At 65.7% G+C, this 21,152-nt stretch carries 21 protein-coding genes (1 of these 21 cut by a window edge); 12 read left to right on the plus strand and 9 right to left on the minus strand.

Annotated features, from left to right (window positions below; genetic code table 11):
- Positions 1-616, plus strand: partial view of a lipopolysaccharide biosynthesis protein gene (locus VHN57_RS19875; RefSeq protein WP_278987861.1) — the final stretch only. Its footprint begins 872 nt before the window's first position; only the last 616 of its 1,488 coding nucleotides appear in the window; its start codon lies beyond the left edge, outside the window; it ends in the stop codon at positions 614-616.
- 34 nt (positions 617-650) lie between these two features.
- Here VHN57_RS19875 and VHN57_RS19880 read toward each other — a convergent pair whose 3' ends face one another.
- Entirely contained in the window at positions 651-1,079 is a 429-nt protein-coding gene (locus VHN57_RS19880) for a CBS domain-containing protein (protein WP_004209125.1), read from the minus strand.
- An 85-nt stretch (positions 1,080-1,164) separates the two neighbouring features.
- Between VHN57_RS19880 and VHN57_RS19885 the strand changes: the two genes are divergently transcribed.
- Together VHN57_RS19885 and VHN57_RS19890 are read left to right on the plus strand one after the other, a co-directional pair.
- Positions 1,165-1,464, plus strand: a complete 300-nt coding sequence (locus tag VHN57_RS19885) for a hypothetical protein (protein WP_004209126.1) — start codon at positions 1,165-1,167, stop codon at positions 1,462-1,464.
- Entirely contained in the window at positions 1,454-1,834 is a 381-nt protein-coding gene (locus VHN57_RS19890; RefSeq protein WP_278394469.1) for an acyl-CoA thioesterase, read from the plus strand. The genes VHN57_RS19885 and VHN57_RS19890 overlap by 11 nt, the downstream gene beginning before the upstream one ends.
- Positions 1,835-1,839: 5 nt before the next feature.
- Here VHN57_RS19890 and VHN57_RS19895 read toward each other — a convergent pair whose 3' ends face one another.
- From VHN57_RS19895 to hisS, 6 genes are all read right to left on the minus strand, one after another.
- A complete protein-coding gene (locus VHN57_RS19895) occupies positions 1,840-3,390 on the minus strand; it encodes a DUF4139 domain-containing protein (RefSeq protein WP_423285007.1) in 1,551 nt (516 codons plus the stop codon).
- 13 nt (positions 3,391-3,403) lie between these two features.
- Positions 3,404-4,807: a DUF4139 domain-containing protein gene (locus tag VHN57_RS19900; protein WP_423285009.1), complete on the minus strand. Its 1,404-nt coding sequence runs from the start codon at positions 4,805-4,807 to the stop codon at positions 3,404-3,406.
- A gap of 192 nt (positions 4,808-4,999) precedes the next feature.
- Positions 5,000-5,767 carry a DUF4167 domain-containing protein gene (locus tag VHN57_RS19905; protein WP_278987637.1) on the minus strand — a complete coding sequence of 256 codons (768 nt, stop codon included), beginning with the start codon at positions 5,765-5,767 and terminating at the stop codon, positions 5,000-5,002.
- 311 nt (positions 5,768-6,078) lie between these two features.
- Complete coding sequence (gene prmC, locus VHN57_RS19910; protein ID WP_278987636.1) at positions 6,079-6,900, minus strand: peptide chain release factor N(5)-glutamine methyltransferase; 822 nt, start codon at positions 6,898-6,900, stop codon at positions 6,079-6,081.
- A complete protein-coding gene (gene prfA / locus VHN57_RS19915) occupies positions 6,897-7,988 on the minus strand; it encodes a peptide chain release factor 1 (protein ID WP_010335732.1) in 1,092 nt (363 codons plus the stop codon). Before prfA ends, prmC begins: the two co-directional genes overlap by 4 nt.
- Entirely contained in the window at positions 7,988-9,250 is a 1,263-nt protein-coding gene (gene hisS, locus VHN57_RS19920; RefSeq protein WP_278987634.1) for a histidine--tRNA ligase, read from the minus strand. Before hisS ends, prfA begins: the two co-directional genes overlap by 1 nt.
- A 140-nt stretch (positions 9,251-9,390) precedes the next feature.
- On the opposite strand from hisS, the gene VHN57_RS19925 reads away from it, so the two are divergent.
- Both VHN57_RS19925 and ppa read left to right on the plus strand, forming a co-directional pair.
- On the plus strand, positions 9,391-11,322 hold the full coding sequence (locus tag VHN57_RS19925; RefSeq protein WP_278987633.1) for a M61 family metallopeptidase: 1,932 nt from the start codon (positions 9,391-9,393) through the stop codon (positions 11,320-11,322).
- A 37-nt stretch (positions 11,323-11,359) separates the two neighbouring features.
- Positions 11,360-11,902: an inorganic diphosphatase gene (gene ppa, locus VHN57_RS19930; protein ID WP_004209136.1), complete on the plus strand. Its 543-nt coding sequence runs from the start codon at positions 11,360-11,362 to the stop codon at positions 11,900-11,902.
- A gap of 68 nt (positions 11,903-11,970) precedes the next feature.
- Here ppa and yczR read toward each other — a convergent pair whose 3' ends face one another.
- Positions 11,971-13,434: a MocR-like transcription factor YczR gene (yczR, locus tag VHN57_RS19935; RefSeq protein ID WP_423285013.1), complete on the minus strand. Its 1,464-nt coding sequence runs from the start codon at positions 13,432-13,434 to the stop codon at positions 11,971-11,973.
- Positions 13,435-13,522: 88 nt separating this feature from the next.
- On the opposite strand from yczR, the gene yczE reads away from it, so the two are divergent.
- The 3 genes from yczE (at position 13,523) to VHN57_RS19950 (ending at position 15,999) form a co-directional block, all read left to right on the plus strand.
- On the plus strand, positions 13,523-14,128 hold the full coding sequence (gene yczE, locus VHN57_RS19940) for a membrane protein YczE (RefSeq protein WP_278985133.1): 606 nt from the start codon (positions 13,523-13,525) through the stop codon (positions 14,126-14,128).
- Positions 14,129-14,282: 154 nt separating this feature from the next.
- Complete coding sequence (locus VHN57_RS19945; RefSeq protein WP_341462713.1) at positions 14,283-15,476, plus strand: NHL repeat-containing protein; 1,194 nt, start codon at positions 14,283-14,285, stop codon at positions 15,474-15,476.
- A gap of 16 nt (positions 15,477-15,492) precedes the next feature.
- The gene (locus tag VHN57_RS19950) at positions 15,493-15,999 is read left to right on the plus strand and encodes a DUF1993 domain-containing protein (protein WP_278985137.1); all 507 of its coding nucleotides are present in this window, start codon (positions 15,493-15,495) and stop codon (positions 15,997-15,999) included.
- Here VHN57_RS19950 and VHN57_RS19955 read toward each other — a convergent pair whose 3' ends face one another.
- Positions 16,000-16,479, minus strand: a complete 480-nt coding sequence (locus VHN57_RS19955) for a hypothetical protein (protein WP_099233899.1) — start codon at positions 16,477-16,479, stop codon at positions 16,000-16,002.
- 85 nt (positions 16,480-16,564) lie between these two features.
- On the opposite strand from VHN57_RS19955, the gene gyrB reads away from it, so the two are divergent.
- The 4 genes from gyrB (at position 16,565) to VHN57_RS19975 (ending at position 21,061) form a co-directional block, all read left to right on the plus strand.
- Complete coding sequence (gene gyrB, locus VHN57_RS19960; protein WP_278985141.1) at positions 16,565-19,072, plus strand: DNA topoisomerase (ATP-hydrolyzing) subunit B; 2,508 nt, start codon at positions 16,565-16,567, stop codon at positions 19,070-19,072.
- Positions 19,073-19,192: 120 nt separating this feature from the next.
- Complete coding sequence (locus VHN57_RS19965; RefSeq protein WP_136185895.1) at positions 19,193-19,750, plus strand: DNA-3-methyladenine glycosylase I; 558 nt, start codon at positions 19,193-19,195, stop codon at positions 19,748-19,750.
- Positions 19,726-20,265 carry a COG3650 family protein gene (locus VHN57_RS19970; RefSeq protein WP_423285016.1) on the plus strand — a complete coding sequence of 180 codons (540 nt, stop codon included), beginning with the start codon at positions 19,726-19,728 and terminating at the stop codon, positions 20,263-20,265. Before VHN57_RS19965 ends, VHN57_RS19970 begins: the two co-directional genes overlap by 25 nt.
- A 52-nt stretch (positions 20,266-20,317) precedes the next feature.
- The gene (locus VHN57_RS19975) at positions 20,318-21,061 is read left to right on the plus strand and encodes a DJ-1/PfpI family protein (RefSeq protein WP_278985145.1); all 744 of its coding nucleotides are present in this window, start codon (positions 20,318-20,320) and stop codon (positions 21,059-21,061) included.
- Positions 21,062-21,152: the final 91 nt, after the last annotated feature.

Below are 21,152 nucleotides of genomic sequence, written 5' to 3' on the forward strand. Positions count from 1 at the left end.
CTGGTCCTTCTGCAAGGCGGTGCGGCTGCTGATGCTGATCTCCTGCCCCATCTATCTGGGCATGGCCGTCACCGCAGAACCGCTGGTCGAGACCTTGTTCGGCCAGAAATGGCTGGAGATGGCGCCGTTCGTCTCGATTCTGGCGCTCGCCATGCCGTTCATGACGCTGCAGGTGATGTTCGCGCCGGTCAGCAATGCGCTGGGTCGCCCCGGCACCACCGCCCGAATCGCCGCGATCGGGGCGATATTGATGGCCACCGCTTTCCTGATCGGTATCCAGTGGGGGGCGATCGGCCTGGCCTGGGCATGGCTGGGCGCCTTCCCGATCCTGACCATCGTCACCGCACGGCTCGCAGGCGGGCCGATGGGGCTGCGTGCGATCGACCTGATTCGTGCCGCCGCGCCGGGGCTGGGCTGTGCCATCCTGATGGCTGGCGTGGTGCTGGTGATCGACCGCCTGCTGCCGCCGCTCGCCGCGCCGATCCGGCTGGCGATCCTGGTGCCGGCCGGCGGCATCGCCTTCCTGGCGGCGCTGATGCTGTGCGCGCGCGGCACGTTGATGGAACTGGTACGCCTGATCGTGCGCCGCGCACCGCCGGTGCAGGCGCCCGCCTGATCCGCAGCGCGAATCGGCGGACTGCCGCGGTTCGTCAGGCGGTCTGGATATAGTCGCGCAGGGCGGCGGCTTCCGATTCGATATTGTCGATGCGGAACTTCACCAGATCGCCGATCGAGACTAGGCCGATCAGGTCGCTGCCCTTCACCACCGGCAGATGGCGGATGCGCCGCTTGGTCATCAGCGACAGGGCGTGGATCACCGGCATCTGGTCGTCGATGGTGATCGCGGGCCGGGTCATCACATCGGCGACCGTGTGGTTCAGGGCCTCTGCCCCTTGCTGGGCCAGACGATAGACGACATCGCGTTCGGAAAAGATGCCGACCACCTGACCGCCATCGACCACCGGCACGCAGCCGATCCGCCGATCCGCCAGCAAGGTCACCACCGACAAGACGCTGTCGGTCGACTGGACCTGGACGACGTCGCGCCCCTTGCCCTGCAAGATTGCCGCGATGGTCATGGCCGCTCTCCTTTTGTGGACTTACTGTCTCTGCGCTTGATGATCCCACTTTCGCGGCGCAAAGAAAAGGGAGGAGAGCAAGAGAATGACAGAGAAAAAGGGCCTGGACGATCCCCGGATCGCCGCAATCGCCTGGTCGCGATTCCGCCGGATCATGCTCTGGATGGCGCTGATCGGCGCATTATGCGTCGGCGCGGCCCTGCTGTTCCTGCGGCTATGGACCGGGCCGATGCCGGTTCACATGATCATCGCCACCATATTGGGCGTCTGGTTGACCTTCATGCTGGGAACGGGCTTGATGGCGCTCGTCTTCCTCTCCGCCGGGACGGGGCATGACGACCAGGTAATGGACCGGCTGAAGGACGAGGTGCCGCTTGACGATTGATCCCCATCGCGAAGTGATATTGCGGGTCGTGCCGCGTCCGGCCGACATCAACAGCAATGGCCATATTTTCGGCGGCTGGGTGCTGAGCCAGATGGATATTGCCGGCGGCATCGTCGCGGGCCGAATCGCCCAGGGCGCGGTGGCCACGGTCGCGATCGAAAGCATGAAGTTCATCTCGCCGATCCTGATGGGCGACCTGGTGTCGGTCTATGCCAAGGAAGAGAAGCGCGGCCGCACATCGGTGGCGATCCGCATCGACGTGGTGGCGACTCGCGGCGGCGGCGCGGAAACGGTGGCGCTGACCAGCGGCGTCTTCACCTTCGTCGCGCTGGACGAGACCCACCGGCCCCGCCCCATTCCGGGCGACTGAGGGGGTCAGCGCAGTTTCTGGTCGTAGCTATAGCTGACCTGCCCATTGGCAGGGATGATGGCGCGCCACACCCAGCTATTGCCGCGGCGCTCCATCTGGGTCGGACGCGGCGCGATGTCGTGGGGAATGAGGATTTCCGCCGTCGCGTCGAACGGCCGCGCATTGGTGAGGGTCAGCGTCCAGCGTCGCGCCTTGGTCGACTGGCCGCCAATGACCGCCATGATGCGAACATCGGCGCTCTGGGCGATGTCATAATCGACCCGCTCGCCTTCCGCCTTGTCGCCAATGTCGGTTTCGCCCGCGAGCAGGCGCTGGCCATCGACGGTTTCGAACAGGGCGACGCGTCCCGAAGGCATGGCGAGCCCCAGGCCGTCGGCCTTGCGATTCTGGAGCCGCAGGCGGAGCGTCATCGGGCGTGAGCGGCCATTGCCGTCGCTATAGTCGAGGGTCGCGGCATAGAGGCGCTCGACCAGCACGTCGGGCTGGCGCAGCAGGGCGACCTGTTTCTGGCCTTTCGCCGCGACATCGACCGTCACCGGGACGCGATAGAGTTTGAGGTCGCCGACATCCTCCGGCGGTGGAGGAGGTGGAGGCGGCGGCGGGGGTGGCGGCGCGGCCATCATAGGCGCGGGAACGCGACGCGCGGTCAGCACGATTTCCTGCGCCGAATCCATCATCGCCTCGGCCTGTGGCATGTCGATCGGGAACAGTTCCCACTGCGGATGAGTGCTGGTGATGTCCATCGGCCAGCAGCGCAGCGACAGCGGGCCACCGGTCGAGCGCGGTTGCGCCTTGCGCCCCTGTTTGTTGGGCTGGCCGGCGATGACGCTGAGCCGGGCGTCGGCAAAGCCGGTGACGCCGCCATTGGCCACGGTCAGCCAGGCCATGAGATCGAGATGGCGGCCATCATCCTGCATGTCGGCGACATAATTGGCGGCCCAGTCGAAGCCCTCGGCCAGATAGGTGAGTTGCAGCGTGACGCGGGTCGGCCGGGCGCTGGTGGCGATCACCGATAGCGTCGGGCGCGGCGACAGGTCGGTCGGCACGCGCGGATAGAGCATGCGTTCGGGCAGGCCGCTGCACCCCAGCGCCTCATAGCCCTGCGCCGTCTGGACGATGACGCCGCCCATCGGCCCGGCGCTGATGATCGCGTCCTGCTCGCTGACCTTGCCGGTCTTGCGATCGGTGCGGCGCAGGATAACGCTGCGCTTGAGATAGGCGTCGACCAGACCGGCCGGCGAGAGCAGCCGGGCATCGCGATTCTTCTCCCGCACGCCCTGCGGCATGCCGGAGAGGATCGCGGTTTCGGGCATCAGCCCCTCTGCCACGCCCTCGAACCGCACCACCGAGTCGCCCCGCGGTAGATCGATGATGCGAGTCTCATTGATCAGCGCATAGCCGCCGGGCCATTTGGGATCGATCGCCCCCCTGACACGATCGGGCTGGCGATAGACGGTGACCGAGACCGAATCGGCCTTGGCCGAAACCACCGTCCCCGCCCGCGCTGGCGCGATGCCGAGGCAGAGCATAAGAAGGACAAGGACGCGCAGCAGCACGGCGCCGGCCCGGTCAGTAGCGCGAATCGAAGGTGACGCTGAGATCGACCGAGCCATTGGCCGGCACCGGCACGCTCCATTCCATCCGGTCGGCGGAGACGCGCTTGCCTTCGAGGCTTTGTGCGGTAACGCGGGTGTCACCCCACAGCCCCTGCTGGGCCAGGTCGACCGTCACCGCTTCGGGCCGGGCGTTGGTAAGCGTGTAGCGCATCCGCGTTTCCCAGCGCTGGCTGCCCTTTTTCGTGCGCTGCTCGACGGTCGGGCGCACCTTGACGTCGAATGCCTCGCCGGTACGCAGCGCCATCGAGGAACCCATCGGCGTATGGTCGATGCTGTTCTCGCCGATGAACTGCGGATCACCGCGCGCGTCGCGCATATAGACGCGGATCGTGCCGGCCGGCAGTTGATCGCCGAGGCCGCCCTGTTTCGAGGTCGAGAATTTGAGCACGCTCGACGCGCTCATCGGTTCGGTCGAACTGCCCATCCAGCTATTGAGATATTCATAGGTGGCCCGCGCCGGCGCGCCCTTCACGTCGAGGAAGCTGACCTGCTTCTGCTGGGCATTGGCGATGGTCGTGCGATCGGCCAGCGGATAGAGATAATAGTCGCCCAGCCGCTCGCGCGGGCCGCTTTCGGTGCCGGCCTGGTCGATCGCGCCGCTAGACGACTGCCACCAGTTATGCCTTCCGCCACCATTGGCCGGATTGCCGGCGATCAGGATGGTCTTCGCATTGGTGAAGCTTGTGCCGGTATTGTTGGTGAGCGTCACCCAGCCCTGCATGTCCATCGCGCCCTTGGCCGCGTCGAACAGCGCGACATAGTCGGCGGTCCAGCCCAGATTGGGGGTCAGATAGGATAGCCGGGCCGGCACGGTGCCGCCGCGCGCGGCCTCGATCGTCACCGACAGGGTCGGGCGGGCGCGCAGATTGGGCGGCACCCGGTCGAAGATCACCCGCACCGGCAGACCATCGTCGCGCAGCACCTCGATCCGCGAACCGATCTGCATGACGATGCCGCCATTGGCGGCCAGGATCTTCGCACGCTCGCGCGTCTCGGCGCCGGTCGCGGGGTTGGTGCGGACCAGGGTCACTTCCTGCCCCACCGCCTTGTCCATCAGCTTGTCGGGCGAGAGCAGGTCGAAATCGAAATTCTGCTCGACGATCGAGAAGCCGGGGCCGGACAGGTTCACCGTCTCGGGCCGGATGCGGGCGGACACGTCGGGAAATTCGATGCGGTTGCGGCCGGCATTGACGCTCAATTGCCGGTCATCCTGCACCAGCGACGGACCGCCATTATAGATGGTGACGGCGACATCGCCCTGGGCAGTGGCGCCGGTGGGATCGACAGCAGCGGTCTGGGCAAAGGCGGCGGCCGGCAGCATCAGCGCCAGACCGGTCAACAGGCGGACAGTCGTCATCAGGTCTGCACTCCCAAGACCTTGAAGAGAGCCTGATTCACGTCATCGGTGAAAGCGCAAAGCGCTTCCGCCTCAAACGATCAGGCTCTCATGCGACGATCTTCTGCCCCAAGCGGCTATATTTGCAAACAAAAAGGGCGGCGCCGGGATGGCACCGCCCTTTTTGTTCTAGGGGTTGCTCGAAAGCCGCGCTTATTCGGCGGCTTCGGTCGCCGGACGGGCGCGACGGGTGCGCTTGCGGGGGGCTTCCTCGGTCACGTCGGTGTCGCTGTCATTATCAGCGCGGGCGATCGAGGGCGGCAGGATGCTGACATCCAGGCCTTCATTCGCTTCGGTCGGCGCGGCATCGGCCTTGCGCGGGCGACCGCGACGCGGCTTGGGCGCTTCGGCAGCCGGTTCGGCTGCGAGTTCTGCGGGCTGTTCGGCTGCCACCGGCTGCTGCTCGACGCCTTCCTCGGCCACCGGACGATCACGACGATTGCGGTCACGACGATTGCGGTCGCCCCGGTCGCCCCGATCATTGCGGTCACCACGATCCTGGCGCTCGCCGCGCGGTTCGCGGCGGTCATAATCGCGCTCGGCGCGCTCGGGCTGTTCGGTGCGGCCCTCTTCGGCGCCGTCCTCATTGCCCTCGAACTCTTCGCCTTCGTCGTCGAAATTCTCGTCATTCCGGCGGAAGCGCTGCTGCTGCTCCTCCTGGCGCGAACGATTGTCGGCCAGCACGCGGAAATAATGATCGGCGAACTGCAGATAATATTCGGCGTTCACACGGTCGCCGGCCATCTGGGCATCGCGCGCCATATTCTTGTATTTCTCAAGAAGCTGGGCCGCATTGCCGCGGGCGCGGTTGTCGATACGGTTGCCGTTGTCGCCACCACCCCGGTTACCGCCATTGGGACGACCGTTGTTGTTATTATTCCGGCCGCGATTGCGGCGACCGGCCTGCCGGTTGTTGATCAAGACATGATCCTTGCGTTCGCTATGATAATATTCACTGAAAACACTGTTCAGCTGCTATCCCCAAGCACCGCCCCTTCCGTGGGGCCGGATGTGGCTCCGCCAGACATGATCCGGTGCGGATCACGCCCTCAGCCACCAGAGGCGCTTGCGCAGCAGCGCCATCTTGACTTTCAGGAGCAGGAAAATGCCTTATCCATCAATGGCCTGATAAGGCCATGTCGCCGGAATAGCGGTTTTCCTGATCCCGATGTAATGGCATTCACGCGATAAACCAAGCAATTTTCGCTGTGGTGGCGTGAAATCCCGCCTTCTTATTCACCCGGCGTGGCGACGAGGCAGCGATCATGCCCCGCAAGGTCGCGGCGCAGCGACACGCCCAGCCCCTGTGCCCGCAGCAGTGCCGACACGCTTTCCCCCTGATCATAGCCGATCTCGATCGCGGCCATGCCACCCGGCGCGATCAGCGCAGGCAGTTGCGGCACGATGCGGCGATAATCGTCCAGCCCGTCGGCGCCAGCAAACAGCGCGCTGGCCGGATCATGCAGCACATCGCCGGCGAGTGGCGCGTCGGTCGCGATATAGGGCGGGTTGATCAGCAGCAGGTCGAATGGCCCGGTCACGCCGGCCGCCCAATCGCCCAGCTGGAAGCACGCGCGCGTCCCCATGCCCAGCCGATCGGCATTGCCCTGCGCCACCGCCAGCGCGGCGGCCGAGGCGTCGATGCCCAGCCCTGTCGCATCGGGCCACTGGTCGAGCGCGGCGAGCAGCAGCGCGCCCGATCCGGTGCCCAGATCCAATATGGTCGTGGGCAACCGGTCACGGAAATGATCGACCGCCGCCTCGATCAGCGTCTCGCTGTCGGGGCGCGGGATCAATACGTCGGGCGTGACGGCCAGGCTGATCGTCCAGAAATCCCGGCTGCCCAGAATATGGGCGATCGGCGCGCCGGCCAGCCGCTGCTGCAAATGGACAGCGAAAGTGACAGGGACAGACAGGTCGCGCTGGCGCAGCAACAGGTCGTTGCGACCGATGCCCAGCGCATGGGCCATCAGCAGTTCGGCGTCGAGCCGGGGGGTGTCGCTGATCGTGCTTAAGCTGACAGTGGCGTCGCGCAGCGCATCGGCGACGCTCACGCCACCCCGTCCAGCTGGGCGAGGCGCGCGGCCTCATCCTCGGCCACCAGCGCGTCGATCACTTCGGCAAGGCCCGGCCCTTCGAGAATCTCGGGCAGGCGGTGCAGGGTCAGGTTGATGCGGTGGTCGGTCACGCGCCCCTGCGGGAAATTATAGGTGCGAATGCGCTCCGACCGGTCGCCCGATCCGACCATCGCCTTGCGCGCGCCGGCCTGTTCGCTCTGGGTGCGCTCCCGCTCCGCCTCATAGATGCGGGCGCGCAGCACCTGCATCGCCTTGGCCTTGTTCTTGTGCTGCGAACGCTCATCCTGCTGGGTCACGACGATGCCGGTCGGCAAATGGGTGATGCGCACGGCGGAATCGGTGGTGTTGACGTGCTGGCCGCCCGCGCCCGAGGCGCGGTAGATGTCGATCTTGAGGTCGCTATCGGCGATCTGGACGTCGACTTCTTCCGGCTCGGGCAGGATCGCAACGGTCGCGGCGCTGGTATGAATGCGACCGCCGCTTTCGGTGACCGGCACGCGCTGGACGCGATGGACGCCGCTCTCGAACTTCAGCTTGGCGAAGACGCCGGTGCCGTTGATGCTGGCGACCACTTCCTTGAAACCGCCCTGTTCCGAGGCGTTGGCGGAGAGCATCTCCATCTTCCAGCCCTGGGTATCGGCATAGCGCTGATACATGCGGAACAGGTCGCCGGCGAACAAAGCCGCCTCATCCCCGCCGGTGCCGGCGCGGATTTCCAGCATCGCCGGGCGGGCATCGGCCGAATCCTTGGGCAGCAGCTGCAGCGCCAGCGCGCGTTCGGCATCGGGCAACTGCCCCTTGAGCAGCTGCATTTCCTCCTGCGCCATTTCGCGCATCAGCGGATCGGCATCGCTGTCCTCGCCGCCGGCCATCTGTTCGAGCGCGCGCAGTTCCTGGCGCAGCCGGCGCACTTCATGCGCGGCCCGCGCCACCGGCTCGATCTCGGCATATTCCTTGGACAGTTTCACGAACGCATCGGGCGCGAGATCGGCGCGCGTCATCGACGCCTGCACCTCGTCCCGGCGCGCCTCGATCTGCGCGATGCGTTCGGCGGAAATGTGCATCAGAGTGCCGTCACCGTGCCAATCAGGGCATCAAGCGCAACCGCCTGCTGCTCGCCAGTGCCAAGGTTGCGGACCGCCGCCTCACCGCGCATCAGTTCGTCGTCGCCCAGGATGATCGCCCAGGCGGCACCCGACGCGTTGGCGCGCTGCATCCGCTTCTTCATATTGCCGCGATAGCCCATGTCGCAGGCGATGCCGCCGCGGCGCAGATCGGCGATGATGCCGGTCGCCTTCGCTTCGGCCGCCTCGCCCATCGGGATCAACACGACCTGCGGCTTGTCGATCGCCGGCTGGTCGATCAGCATCGCCAGCCGCTCGATCCCCGCCGCCCAGCCGACCGCCGGGGTCGACGGACCGCCCAGATTTTCGATCAGGCCGTCATAGCGGCCGCCGCCCAGCACCGTGCCCTGCGCGCCGAGCCGGTCGGTGATGAACTCGAACGCGGTGTGGCGATAATAATCGAGGCCGCGCACCAGCCGCGAATTGCGTTCCCAGGCGACACCGGCGGCGTCGAGGCCGCTGGTCACCTTGTCGAAGAAGCTGCGCGCCTCGTCCGTCAGATAGGCGTCGATGTCCGGTGCGCTGTCGGCGATCGGGCGGTCGCGCGGATCCTTGGAGTCGAGAATGCGCAGCGGATTCTTCGCCAGCCGGTCGATGCTTTCTTCCGACAGCTCGCCCCGATGCGCCTCGAAATGGGCGATCAGCGCGGCGCGCCAGGCTTCGCGGCTTTCCGCGTCGCCCAGCGTGTTGAGGTTCAGGGTCACGCCTTCCGACACGCCCAGTTCGCGCAGTAGCTGGTCGGCCAACACCAGCAGTTCGACATCGGCCGCCGGCTCGCCCGCGCCCAGGATTTCGGCGTCGAGCTGGTGGAACTGGCGGAAGCGGCCCTTTTGCGGGCGCTCATAGCGGAACAGCGGACCATGGGTCGCGACCTTGAGCGGCGCATATTGCTGCCAGCCCTCGGTAATATAGGCGCGCGAAATGCCGGCGGTGAATTCGGGGCGCAGGGTGATGCTGTCACCGCCGCGATCCTCGAACGTGTACATTTCCTTCGACACGACGTCGGTGCTTTCGCCCAGCGAACGGGCGAACACCGCGGTCGATTCAAAGACGGGCACTTCAACCCGCTGGAATCCATAGAGTTTGCGCACCCGGTCAAAGGTGGCGACGACATGGGCGAAGCGTTCCTGAAACGCCTCCGCCGTGCCGCCCAACATGTCCTGCGTTCCGCGCACCGGGCGCGGCGTTTCGATCTTCGCCATGGGGCAGCGCCTTTAACGATAATCGCGGCCCAAGGAAACGCGCTTTTTATGGCGGCATAAGGGGTGGACGCGGGCGATTCGCCCCGCCATGCTTGGGGCAGACGGGCCGTCCGGCCCCCGTTCCTTTTCTGGAGACCGTCATGATCCGCAGCCTTGCTGCCGCCCTTTGCCTTTCGACCGCGATTGCCAGCCCGTTGCTGGCGCAGGATGTCATCCGTTCCAAGCCGACCGCCATGCCCGTCGACAGCGCCAAGCCGATGCCCAAGGATGTCCCCTATCCGGGCGGCACGATCCGCCTTGACGTCGACGCCACCGACACGGTGCAGCGCATCTTCCGCGTGAAGGAAACCATTCCCGTCGCGGCGAGCGGCCCGATGACCCTGCTGATGCCCGAATGGCTGCCCGGCAACCATGCCCCGCGCGGCCCGATCGAAAAGCTGACCGGCCTGACCTTCACCGCAGACGGCAAGCCGATCAGCTGGAAGCGCAATCCGCTCAACGTCTACGCGTTCGAGATCGACGTGCCGGCCGGCACCAAGCAGGTCGTGGCGCAGTTCCAGTTTCTGTCGGCAACCGCGACCAACCAGGGCCGCGTCGTCGTGACGCCCAAGATGCAGAATATCCAGTGGGAAGATGTCTCGCTCTACCCGGCGGGCTATTATACCCGCCAGATCCCGGTGCAGGCCAATGTCACCTATCCCGCCGGCTGGCAGGCGGCGACCGCGCTGCGCGGCAAGCGCAGCGGCGACACCATCGCCTATGACGTGATCGACTATGAAGCGCTGCAGGACTCGCCGGTCTTTGCCGGCACCCATTTCAAGGCGGTGGACCTGGGCCACAACGTCACGCTGAACATCGTTGCCGACGATGCCGACGAACTGGTGTTCAACAATGACCAGATCGCCAGGCACAAGAAGCTGGTGGCCGAAGCCGGCGCCGCGTTCGGCACCTATCATTTCGACCATTATGATTTCCTGCTGTCGATCACCGACGAAATGGGCGGCATTGGCCTGGAGCATCATCGCTCGTCCGAGAATCAGGTCGAGCCGGGCTATTTCAAGAAATGGGATTCGGGCGAGGCACTGCTCGACCGCAACCTGCTGCCGCATGAATTCACCCATAGCTGGGACGGCAAGTTCCGTCGCCCCGACCTGCTGTGGACGCCCAATTTCGACGTGCCGATGCAGGACAGCCTGCTGTGGGTCTATGAAGGCCAGACCCAGTTCTGGGGCTATGTGCTGGGCGCCCGTTCGGGCATGTTCTCCAAGCAGGAGACGCTGGACGCCTATGCCCAGATCGCAGCGAAGCTGGACACCACGCGCGGCCGCGAATGGCGCCCGATGGTGGACACCACCAATGATCCGATCATCTCCGCCCGCCGTCCCAAGGGCTGGGCCAACTGGCAGCGGTCGGAGGATTATTATAATGAAGGCCTGATGATCTGGCTGGAGGTCGACGGCATCCTGCGCCAGCAGACCAAGGGCGCCAAGGGCATCGACGATTTCGCCAAGGCCTTTTTCGGCATCAAGCCGGGTGACTGGGGCCAGGTCGTCTATAATCGCCAGGACGTGATCGACACGCTGAACGGCGTCGCCCCCTATGACTGGGCCGGCCTGTTCCACAAATATGTCGACAGCCCCACCACGGAAACACCCAAGGGCGGCTTCACCCTGGGCGGCTACAAGCTGGTCTATACCGATACGCCCAATGCCATCACCAAGGCGGCCGAAGGCGCGCAGAAGACGGTCGACCAGAGCTTTGGCGTGGGCCTGACGGTCAAGAATGACGGCGATATCGCGGCGGTGATCTGGAACAGCGCAGCATTCAAGGCCGGCCTTGCGGTAGGATCGAAGATTATTGCGGTGAACGGCAATGAATATTCGAGCGACGCATTCAAGACGGCGCTGACCGAGGCTAAGGACGCGAAGAAGCCGATCCAGCTTATCCTAAAGCAGGACAAATATTATCGTACCCTGACCCTCGCTTATTCGGATGGCCTGCGCTATCCGCACCTCGAAAAGACCGGCACCGGCGAAGGCAGCCTCGACAAGCTGCTGCAGCCGCGCACCTGAAGATTTCCAAGCAACCGCATGTAAAAGGCGAAGATGCATGAATATTGACCTGATCCCCGTCGGCGAAGATCCGCCAAACAGCCTGAACGTCATCATCGAGGTGCCGGTTGGCGGCGAACCCGTGAAGTACGAGTTCGACAAGGCCTCGGGCGCGCTGTTCGTCGATCGCATCCTGCACACGCCGATGCGCTATCCGGCGAATTACGGCTTCGTGCCGCACACCCTGTCGCCCGATGGCGATCCGCTCGACGCGCTGGTCATCGCCCGCTCGCCGTTCGTGCCCGGCTCGGTCGTGCGCGCACGCCCGATCGCCGTGCTGAACCTGGAAGACGAAGCCGGCGGCGACGAGAAGCTGGTCTGCGTGCCGGACAACAAGACCTTCCCCTATTATAATAATGTCGGCGAGAAGGACGATCTGCCCACCATCGTGATGGAGCAGATCGAGCATTTCTTCACCCACTATAAGGATCTGGAAAAGACCAAGTGGGTGCGCATCGGCACCTGGGGTGGCGCGGAAGACGCCAAGCGGATCACGCTGGAAGCGATCGAACGCTATCAGGCCGAGAAGAAGAAGGGCTGAGCCCTTCTCGGTATAGCCGATTGAAAAGGGCCGTGCGGAACATCTCCGCGCGGCCCTTTTCTTATGGGTCAGATCAATCGGTCAGCCTCCAGGGCGAGGGCCAGCGGATCGCGGCCGCGCGGGGTGCGGGCGTGGAGCCGCGCATCCGCCTCCACCAGCCGGGCCACGCCCATGTCGAGCTGCGCTTGCGGCAGGGTGAAGGGCAGGCGAAGGAACCGTTCGAACGCGCCATTGACGCCGAAGCGCGGCCCAGCCGCGATGCGCACGCCATGATTGCCGGCCAATGCCGCCAGCGCGCTCGCTTCCGCGCGGGGCAGTTCGGCCCAGAGCGACAGGCCGCCAGCCGGCGATTCCACCCGCCAGTGCGGCAGATGTTGTTCCAGTTGCGCCAGCAGATGGTCGCGCCGGTCGCGCAGCATCGCCGCGCGCGGCCCCAGCCCCTCGTCCGCGTCCATCAGCTGGGCGACGGCAAGCTGCTCGACCACGGGACTGGCCATGTCCATCGTCGTGCGGATGCGGCCGAGCGCTGCCACGGTCTGCGGATCGGCGCGGATCCAGCCGACGCGCAGCCCGCCCCAGAAGATCTTGCTGGCCGACCCCAAGGTGATGACATGGCGGCCGGACGGATCATGGCAGGCGACCGGCGGCGGCGGCGATCCGTCGAGGCCCATCGCCACCATCGTCTCGTCGATCACCAACGGCGTGTGGGTGCGCATCGCCACCGCAACCAGCGCGCGGCGGGTCGCCGGGTCCATGCTGCGCCCGGTGGGATTGTGGAAATCGGCGATGATATAGGCGAAGCGCGGCGCGGTCTGGCGGAAGGCCGCGTCCATCGCGTCGATATCCCAGCCATGGACCGGCAGGCCAACCGGCACCGGCACGACATTGGCCCGCTGCAACGCCTGGATCGCATTATGATAGGTGGGATGGTCGATCACCGCCCGGTCGCCCGGCCCCGCCAGCCATTGCAGCAGCAGCGAGAAACCCTGCTGCGCGCCGTTGGTGATCATGATCTGGTCGGGATCGGTCGGGCAGCCACGCCGCTCATAATGGCCGGCGATCGCCCGGCGTAGCACCGGCAGGCCGAGCGGATCATAGCCCAGGTCGCCCAGATAGGCGGGCAGCGCCTCGACCGCATGGGCATAGGCCAGGCCCACGCCGGGCGCCGCCGGCAGCGCGGCATGGGTCCAGTTGAGCAGATTGTCGCCGGTCACCCCATCGATGTCTGGCGTCGGCGTCTCGACCCGGCCGGGCGGCAGGCGCGTGACGCTCCCCGATCCCTGCCGGCTTTCCAGATAGCCCTCGTCGCGCAGCCGGTCGAAGGCAGCGGCGATCGTCGTGCGGCTGAGCCCGAGCGCGGCGGCCAGTTCCCGCTCGCCCGGCAACCGGACATTGAGGCCGATCCGCCCGTCCAGCACCAGCATCCGCAGCGCCTGCGCCAATTGGCGATAGGCCGGCTCGGCGCTGTCCTGCGCGCGCCAGGCGCCCAGCAGCCGCAGCAGCGAGGGAGGCCGAAGGAAGGAAGTGGACATGACGATCAATCCAATCAGAGAGATTTGAAGGCCACTTACGCGCCATTGGTCCTTTTGTAAAAGGCCAATTTGGCTAGGTCTGATGCCCATGATGATGACCCGCCGCCTCTTCCAGCTCTTCTGGGGCCTTGTGCTCTACGGCTTTGCCATGGCGCTGATGCTGCGCGCCAATCTGGGGCTCGATCCCTGGGATGTGCTGCATCAGGGACTGGCGCCCAAGCTCGGCCTCAGCTTCGGCATGACGGTCAACCTGGTCGGTGCGGTCGTGCTGCTGCTCTGGTGGCCATTGCGGCAGCGACCGGGGATCGGCACGGTCTGCAACATAGTGGTGATCGGCACGGCGGTGGACATCAGCCTCCATTATCTGCCGACGCCGGATGGCTATGCGATGCGCGCCGCCTGGCTGGGCGCGGGGATCCTGCTGAATGGCATTGCTGGTGGCGCCTATATCGGCGCCGGGCTGGGGCCGGGTCCGCGCGACGGATTGATGACGGGCCTGTGCCGCCGCAATGGCTGGCCGGTCAAATGGGTGCGCACCGGCATCGAGATCGCGGTGCTGGCGACCGGCTGGATGCTGGGCGGCACGGTCGGCATCGGCACCATTGTCTATGCCGCGACGATCGGCTGGATCGTCCACCATGCCTTGCCCTTCTTCACGATCACGCCGCCCGAGCGCCCGGCGATCGCGGCATAAGTTGCCCCCTGACCGGCCGACAGAAACCCGTCGGCCGGTCCTTTTCCCGTTGGAAATGCGTCGCACCTTCCTTGACCGGACCGGCCTTGACCGGACCGGGCAGTCGGGCATGATCCCGCCTCCGCCATTCCCGACGATCAAGGAGTCCCCGCCGATGCGCGCCTTCCTCGCCGCTGCCCTTACCCTGCCCTTCGCCGTCGCGGCCTCCGCCGCGCCGCCGGAGCAGGCGCTCGCTCCCCTCGCCTTCGAACAGATCGCACCCGCCGGCACCAAGATGCCGCGCTTCAAGGTCGATGCCGCCTGGCCGGCCATGCCCGATGACCTGCTGCTGGGCCAGGTCAGCGGCGTTGCGGTTGGTCCGGACGATTCGGTCTGGGTCGTGCATCGCCCGCACAGCCTGACCGCCACTGACACGGGCCTCGCCGAATCGCCCGCCACCGCCGTCTGCTGCAAGCCGGCCCCGCCGGTGGTGCGCTTCGCCCAGGATGGCCGCTATCTGGGCGGCTGGGGCGGCGCAGCAAGCGCCCCCACGGTCGACGGCGTCAATCAATGGCCCGCAAGCCTGCACGGCATCTTCGTCGACAAGGCCGGCAGCGTCTGGTTCGGCGGCAATGGCAAGGGCGACCATGTCGTCATGAACTATACGCCGGAGGGCAAATATATCCGCAGCTTCGGCCGACGCGACAAGACCGGCGGCAATGACGCGACCGACCAGCTCGGCAACCCGTCCGACGTCAATCACAGCGACGGCATGGTGCTGATATCCGACGGCTATGTGAACCGACGGGTGATCGGCTTCGACGACCGGACCAATAGCTACAAGGGCCGCTGGGGCGCCTATGCCAAGCCGCCGAGCGGACCGGTGCTGCAGGGCACGTTCGACCAGAGCCATGCCGTCGATCCCAGCAGGGTCGCCGATCCCAAGTCCGCCATCTTCAACAGCATCGTCCATTGCGTGGTGCCGACGAAGGACGGCCACCTCTATGTCTGCGACCGCAACAATAACCGCGCGCAACTGTTCAAACGCGAGAAGGATGGCGGCCTGACTTTCGTGCGCGACCTGGCGATCGCGCCGGAAACCGGCGGCACCCACACGGTTACCGACATCGCCTTCTCGCCCGATCCCGACCAGACCTATCTCTATGTCGCCGACATGATGAACGGCCGCATCTGGGTTCTGGAGCGCAAGACTCACACGATCCTTGGCGCCTTCGGCCGGATCGGGCGACAGGCGGGGCAATTCACCTGGCTGCACAGCATTGATACCGACAGCGCCGGCAATATCTATGCGACCGAGGTGAATACCGGCCGCCGCGTGCAGAAGCTGGTCTTCACCGGCATCGAATGAAGGGAATCCTCGCAACGTGGCGACCGAACTTTACGACCTGACCGTCCCGGCCTTCCTGCGCGGCCTGCGCACTCTGTCCACCCTGCTGGACAAGGGCGCCGCCTTTGCCGCCGAACAGGGGATCGATCCCGCCACGCTGACCGGCGCCCGCCTGATAGAGGATATGCGCCCGTTGACCGCGCAGGTGCAGCTTGCCACCGACAGCGCCAAGGGCGCGGTCATCCGCATCGGCGAACTGGAGCCCTTCCCCCTGCCCGACACGGAAGAGACGTTCGCCGACCTGCAGGATCGCATCGCCCGCACCATCGCCTTCCTGGAATCGGTGCCGCGCGACCGGATCGACGGGCGCGAGGAGGCGACCGTTACCCTCAAGACTTCGCGCGGCGAATTTTCCTCCACCGGGCGCAGCCATGTGCTGACCTTCTCGCTGCCCAATTTCTATTTCCACCTGACGACCGCCTATGCCCTGCTGCGTCAGGCCGGCGTGCCGCTGGGCAAGCTGGATTATCTGGGCGGGCTGTAATCAGCCGGCCACCAGCCGGACATAGGCGCTGGAGACCCAGCCGCTGGTGCAGGGACCGGCATAAGCCTGCTTGCGGTCGACCGGTTCGCGCACGCCGCAATCGGTCGGTGCCGCGCCTTCGGGCGCTGGCGGCGGGATCACCACGCCCAGCCATTTCTGGTCGATGCTGCGGGTGCAGACATGCACCCGCGCGCCTTCGGCCAGCTGCGCCAGCGCCTTCGCCTCGGCAAAGGGCGCGGACCGGACGCTCAATCCCTGCGGCCCGACACGGGTCGCCTGTCCCATCGCGCCGCAGGCGTCGAGCCGGGGGCCATCCTCGCCGATCGTCACCGGCCGGGCCAGGGTCGCCTCGATCCGGGTTTCGGGCATCGCCTCGCGCGGGGCGCCGGCCAGCGAACTGTTGGGCAATTCGTCGGCCACTTCGCTGCTGCGCGAACAGGCGGAAAGCAGCATCAGGGCAAGGATCGGGACAACACGCATGAGCGCCTGATAAACCGCCCCAAAGCCGGGTGGAAGCCGCCATGTTTCGCTTTAGTTTCGAGGCGCCATTCCCTATATGCTGGGTATGAGCGACGAACAGCAGAACAGCCCCAACAGCAATGAATATGGCGCCGACAGCATCAAGGTGCTGAAAGGCCTCGACGCCGTGCGCAAGCGGCCCGGCATGTATATCGGCGACACCGACGACGGGTCGGGCCTGCACCATATGGTGTTCGAGGTCAGCGACAATGCGATCGACGAGGCGCTGGCCGGCCATTGCGACCGGATCGTCATCACGCTCAACCCCGACAACAGCGTCAGCGTCGAGGATAATGGCCGCGGCATCCCGACCGGCATCCACAAGGAAGAAGGCGTGTCGGCGGCCGAGGTCATCATGACCCAGCTGCACGCGGGCGGCAAGTTCGAGAACACGTCGGACGACAATGCCTATAAGGTATCGGGCGGCCTGCACGGCGTGGGCGTCTCGGTGGTGAACGCCCTGTCCGAATGGCTGGACCTCAACATCTGGCGCGACGGCAAGGAACATTGGATGCGCTTCGCCTATGGCGATGCCACCGCGCCGCTCAAGGTGATCGGCGATGCGCCTGAGGGCAAGAAGGGCACGCGCGTGACCTTCCTCGCCTCGACCGAGAAGGTGCCGGGCGATGGCGGCACGTTCAAGAACCAGACCGAATATGATTTCGACAAGCTGGAGCATCGCTATCGCGAGCTGGCGTTCCTCAACAGCGGCGTGCGCCTGTTCCTGGTCGATGCGCGCCATGAGGAGAAGAAGGAAGTCGAGCTTTATTATGAGGGCGGCATCGCGGCCTTCGTCAAATATCTCGACCGCAACAAGAATGCGCTGATGCCCGATCCGATCGCGATCGCCGGCACCCGCGACGACGTGACCATCGACGTCGCGCTGGAGTGGAACGATTCCTATTATGAGAACGTCCTCTGCTTCACCAACAACATCCCGCAGCGCGATGGTGGCACCCACCTCGCCGCGTTCCGCGCGGCGCTGACCCGGACCCTCAACAGCTATGCCGAAAAGACCGGCCTGCTGAAGAAGGAGAAGGTGAGCCTCACCGGTGAGGATATGCGCGAAGGCCTGACCGCGATCGTCTCGGTCAAGCTGCCCGATCCCAAATTCAGCTCGCAGACCAAGGACAAGCTGGTCAGTTCCGAAGTGCGCCAGCCGCTCGAAAGCCTGATGGCCGACAAGATGGCCGAATGGCTGGAAGAAAATCCCGGCCATGGCAAGATGATCGTCCAGAAGGTGATCGACGCCGCCGCTGCCCGTGAAGCGGCCAAGCGTGCGCGCGAACTGACCCGCCGCAAGGGCGCGATGGACATCGCCTCGCTGCCCGGCAAGCTGGCCGACTGTCAGGAACGCGATCCCGCCAAGTCCGAACTCTTCCTGGTCGAGGGTGACTCGGCCGGTGGTTCGGCCAAGCAGGGCCGCAACCGCCACAATCAGGCGATCCTGCCGCTGAAGGGCAAGATCCTGAACGTCGAGCGCGCGCGCTTCGACAAGATGCTCTCGTCCAAGGAAGTCGGCACGCTGATCCAGGCGATGGGCACCGGCATTCGCGACGATTTCAACCTGGACAAGCTGCGCTACCACAAGATCGTCATCATGACCGACGCCGACGTCGACGGCGCGCATATCCGCACGCTGCTGCTGACCTTCTTCTATCGCCAGATGCCCCAGATCATCGAGGCGGGCCATCTCTTCATCGCCCAGCCGCCGCTCTACAAGGCGAGCCGCGGCCGGTCCGAAGTCTATCTGAAGGACGAGGCGGCGCTGGAGCAATATCTGGTCGACAATGGCGTCGACACGATGGCGCTGGAAACCACCGGCGGCGCCCGCACCGGCGACGATCTGCGCAGCCTGATCGACCATGCCCGCCGCATGCGCGCGGTGATGCGCTATGTGCCGCGTCGCTACGACCCGGCGATCATCGAGGCGCTGGGCCTGACCGGCGCGCTTGATCCCGAACTGTCCGAGGCACAGCTGGCCGAACGGCTGGCAACCGCCGTCGCCTGGATCGCGTCGCATGATCCCGAGGGCAAGTGGACCGGCCGCATCGCCGAAGGCGGCGGCTTCCATTTCGAACGGCTGTGGCGCGGCGTGACCGACCATCATGTCATCGAACATGGCTTCCTGGGTTCGGCCGAAGCGCGCAAGCTGCACGGCACCGCCAGCGAAGAGGCGGAAAGCTATGCCAAGGGTAGCCGCCTGGTCTCGGCCAAGGCCGTCGCCGCGCAGGACGAACTGGGCGAGGACGAATTGCCCGCCGTGTCGGCCAAGGGCGTCAACATCTCGCGCCCCAGCGAATTGCTGGAAGCGATCCTGTCCGCCGGCCGCAAGGGCCTGTCGATCCAGCGCTACAAGGGTCTGGGCGAAATGAACGCGGAACAGCTGTGGGAAACCACGCTGGACCCGGACAATCGCTCGATGCTGCGCGTCGAGGTGGAACAGGCCGACGTCGCCGACGAAATCTTCACCAAGCTGATGGGCGACGTGGTCGAACCGCGCCGCGAATTCATCCAGGACAATGCGCTGAACGTCGCCAACCTGGACGTTTGATAGGATGACGATGCCCGCCCGCGCCCCCACCCGGCCACCCAATCAGGATAATCTCTTGGGCGGCCGGGTGGTGGCGCGGGCCGGTTCGGCGCTGTGCGCCGTCAGGCGCACCCAAAACCCATGACCGATCTGCCACGCTGCAGCTGGGTAGGGCCGGACCCGCTCTACCGGGATTATCATGACGCGGAATGGGGCGTGCCCCAGCATGATTCGCGCATGCTGTGGGAAATGCTGATGCTGGAGGGGTTCCAGGCCGGGCTCAGCTGGATCACCATATTGCGCAAGCGCGAGGGGTTTCGCGCCGCCTTTGCCGGCTTCGATCCGGACAAGGTCGCCGCCTTCGGCCCCCATGATGTCGAACGGCTGATGGCCGATCCCGGCATCGTCCGCGCCCGCGCCAAGATCGAGGCGACGATCAAGGGCGCGCAAATCTATCGCGCGATGCGCGACGCCGGCGAGGATTTCGCCGCCTATGTCTGGTCCTTCGCGCCCGACGGGCCGATCATCGGCGACGGCAAGAGCTTCCCGACCCAGACGCCGCTGTCGGAGGCGATCTCCAAGGATCTGAAGAAGCGCGGCTTCAAGTTCGTCGGCCCGACCATCGTCTATGCCTGGATGCAGGCGATCGGCATGGTCGACGATCATGCCGCCCATTGTTTCCGGCGGGCCGGCGCGTGAAAGTGACGGCGATGGTGACAGGGCTGCTGGCCCTCGCCGCCTGCTCGGGCGATCCGGTGCCGCCGAACAGGGTCGACAATCGCGCCGACAAGGCAATCGCCAACGCCGCCCCGGCGCTCAACCAGGCGATCGTTGCCAATGAGAGCGCCACGCCCGAACCGGCCGCTGCCCCGGCTGTGCAACCGGCGCCCGCCGCTGTTTCCCGTGAAACACCACCTCCCCCGCCACCGCAGGAGGATTATCGCGCGATCGGCACCGAGCCTTTCTGGGCGGTGACCGTTACCGGATCGGTCGCGACCTTGCAGCGGCCCGATCATCATCCATTGCGCTATCCCGTCATCCGCACCGATGATCCCCGCGCCATCCGCTTTCTGGGCGATGGCTTTGCCATGACCGTCACCGAAGGGCCGTGCAGCGACGGAATGAGCGACGCCATCTGGTCCGACCGGGTGCAGCTTTCCTTCGGCGAAGGCGTGCTGAAGGGCTGCGGCGGCATCAAGGACGGCGGCGAATAGGCGGGATCGCCGCCATCACTCGTCTAACCCGGCAAACAGGGAGCATGTGACGATGAGCGACCAGTCCAAAGCCGATGTTGCGCGGCGTAACTTTCTCCTGACCGCCGGAATCGCGCTCGCCGCGACCGGCACGACTGTCTCCGCGCAACTTTCCGTGCAGCCGCCCGTGCCGCCAAGTGGGCCGAAAAAGAAGCTGGGCATGGTGTTGTTCGACGGGTTCGAGCTGCTCGACGTGTTCGGGCCGCTGGAAATGTTCGGGATGCTGAAGGACCGGGTCGAGATCGTCATGATCGCCGACAAGGCCGGACCGGTGCGCAGCGGCGCCGGGCCGCAGACGATCGCCGATCATGGCTTTGCCGATGCGCCGAAACTCGACATCGTGATGATCCCCGGCGGCCTCGGCACCCGGCGGGAGGTGAACAACCCCGATTTCCTCGCCGCCGTGCGGACATTGGCACAGGATACGCCGCAGGTCGCCACGATCTGCACGGGCTCCGGCCTTCTGGCGAAGACCGGGCTGATCGACGGGGTCAAGGCGACCAGCAACAAGATGGCCTGGGCCTGGGCGACGGCGCAGGGGGCCAAGGTCGCCTGGATTCCCCATGCGCGCTGGGTGGAGGACGGCAAATATATCTCCTCCTCCGGCATTTCGGCGGGGACGGACATGGCACTGGGCCTGATCGCCAAACTCTATGGCAAGGAAATGGCCCGCTGGGTCGCCAACCGGACCGAATATCGCTGGCAGGAGGATGCCAGCGACGATCCCTTTGCCAGGTTGAACGGGTTGCCGGGGTAGGCCATCTTCCATTCCGTTCGGGCTGAGCGAAGTCGAAGCCCATCACTGAGCGGAGCGAAGTGCCCTCCCTTCGGTCGGGCGAGCCCTTCGA

Origin of the sequence: Sphingobium salicis subsp. salicis (assembly GCF_049472635.1) — a bacterium.
In the GTDB taxonomy this organism is placed as follows: domain Bacteria; phylum Pseudomonadota; class Alphaproteobacteria; order Sphingomonadales; family Sphingomonadaceae; genus Sphingobium; species Sphingobium yanoikuyae_A.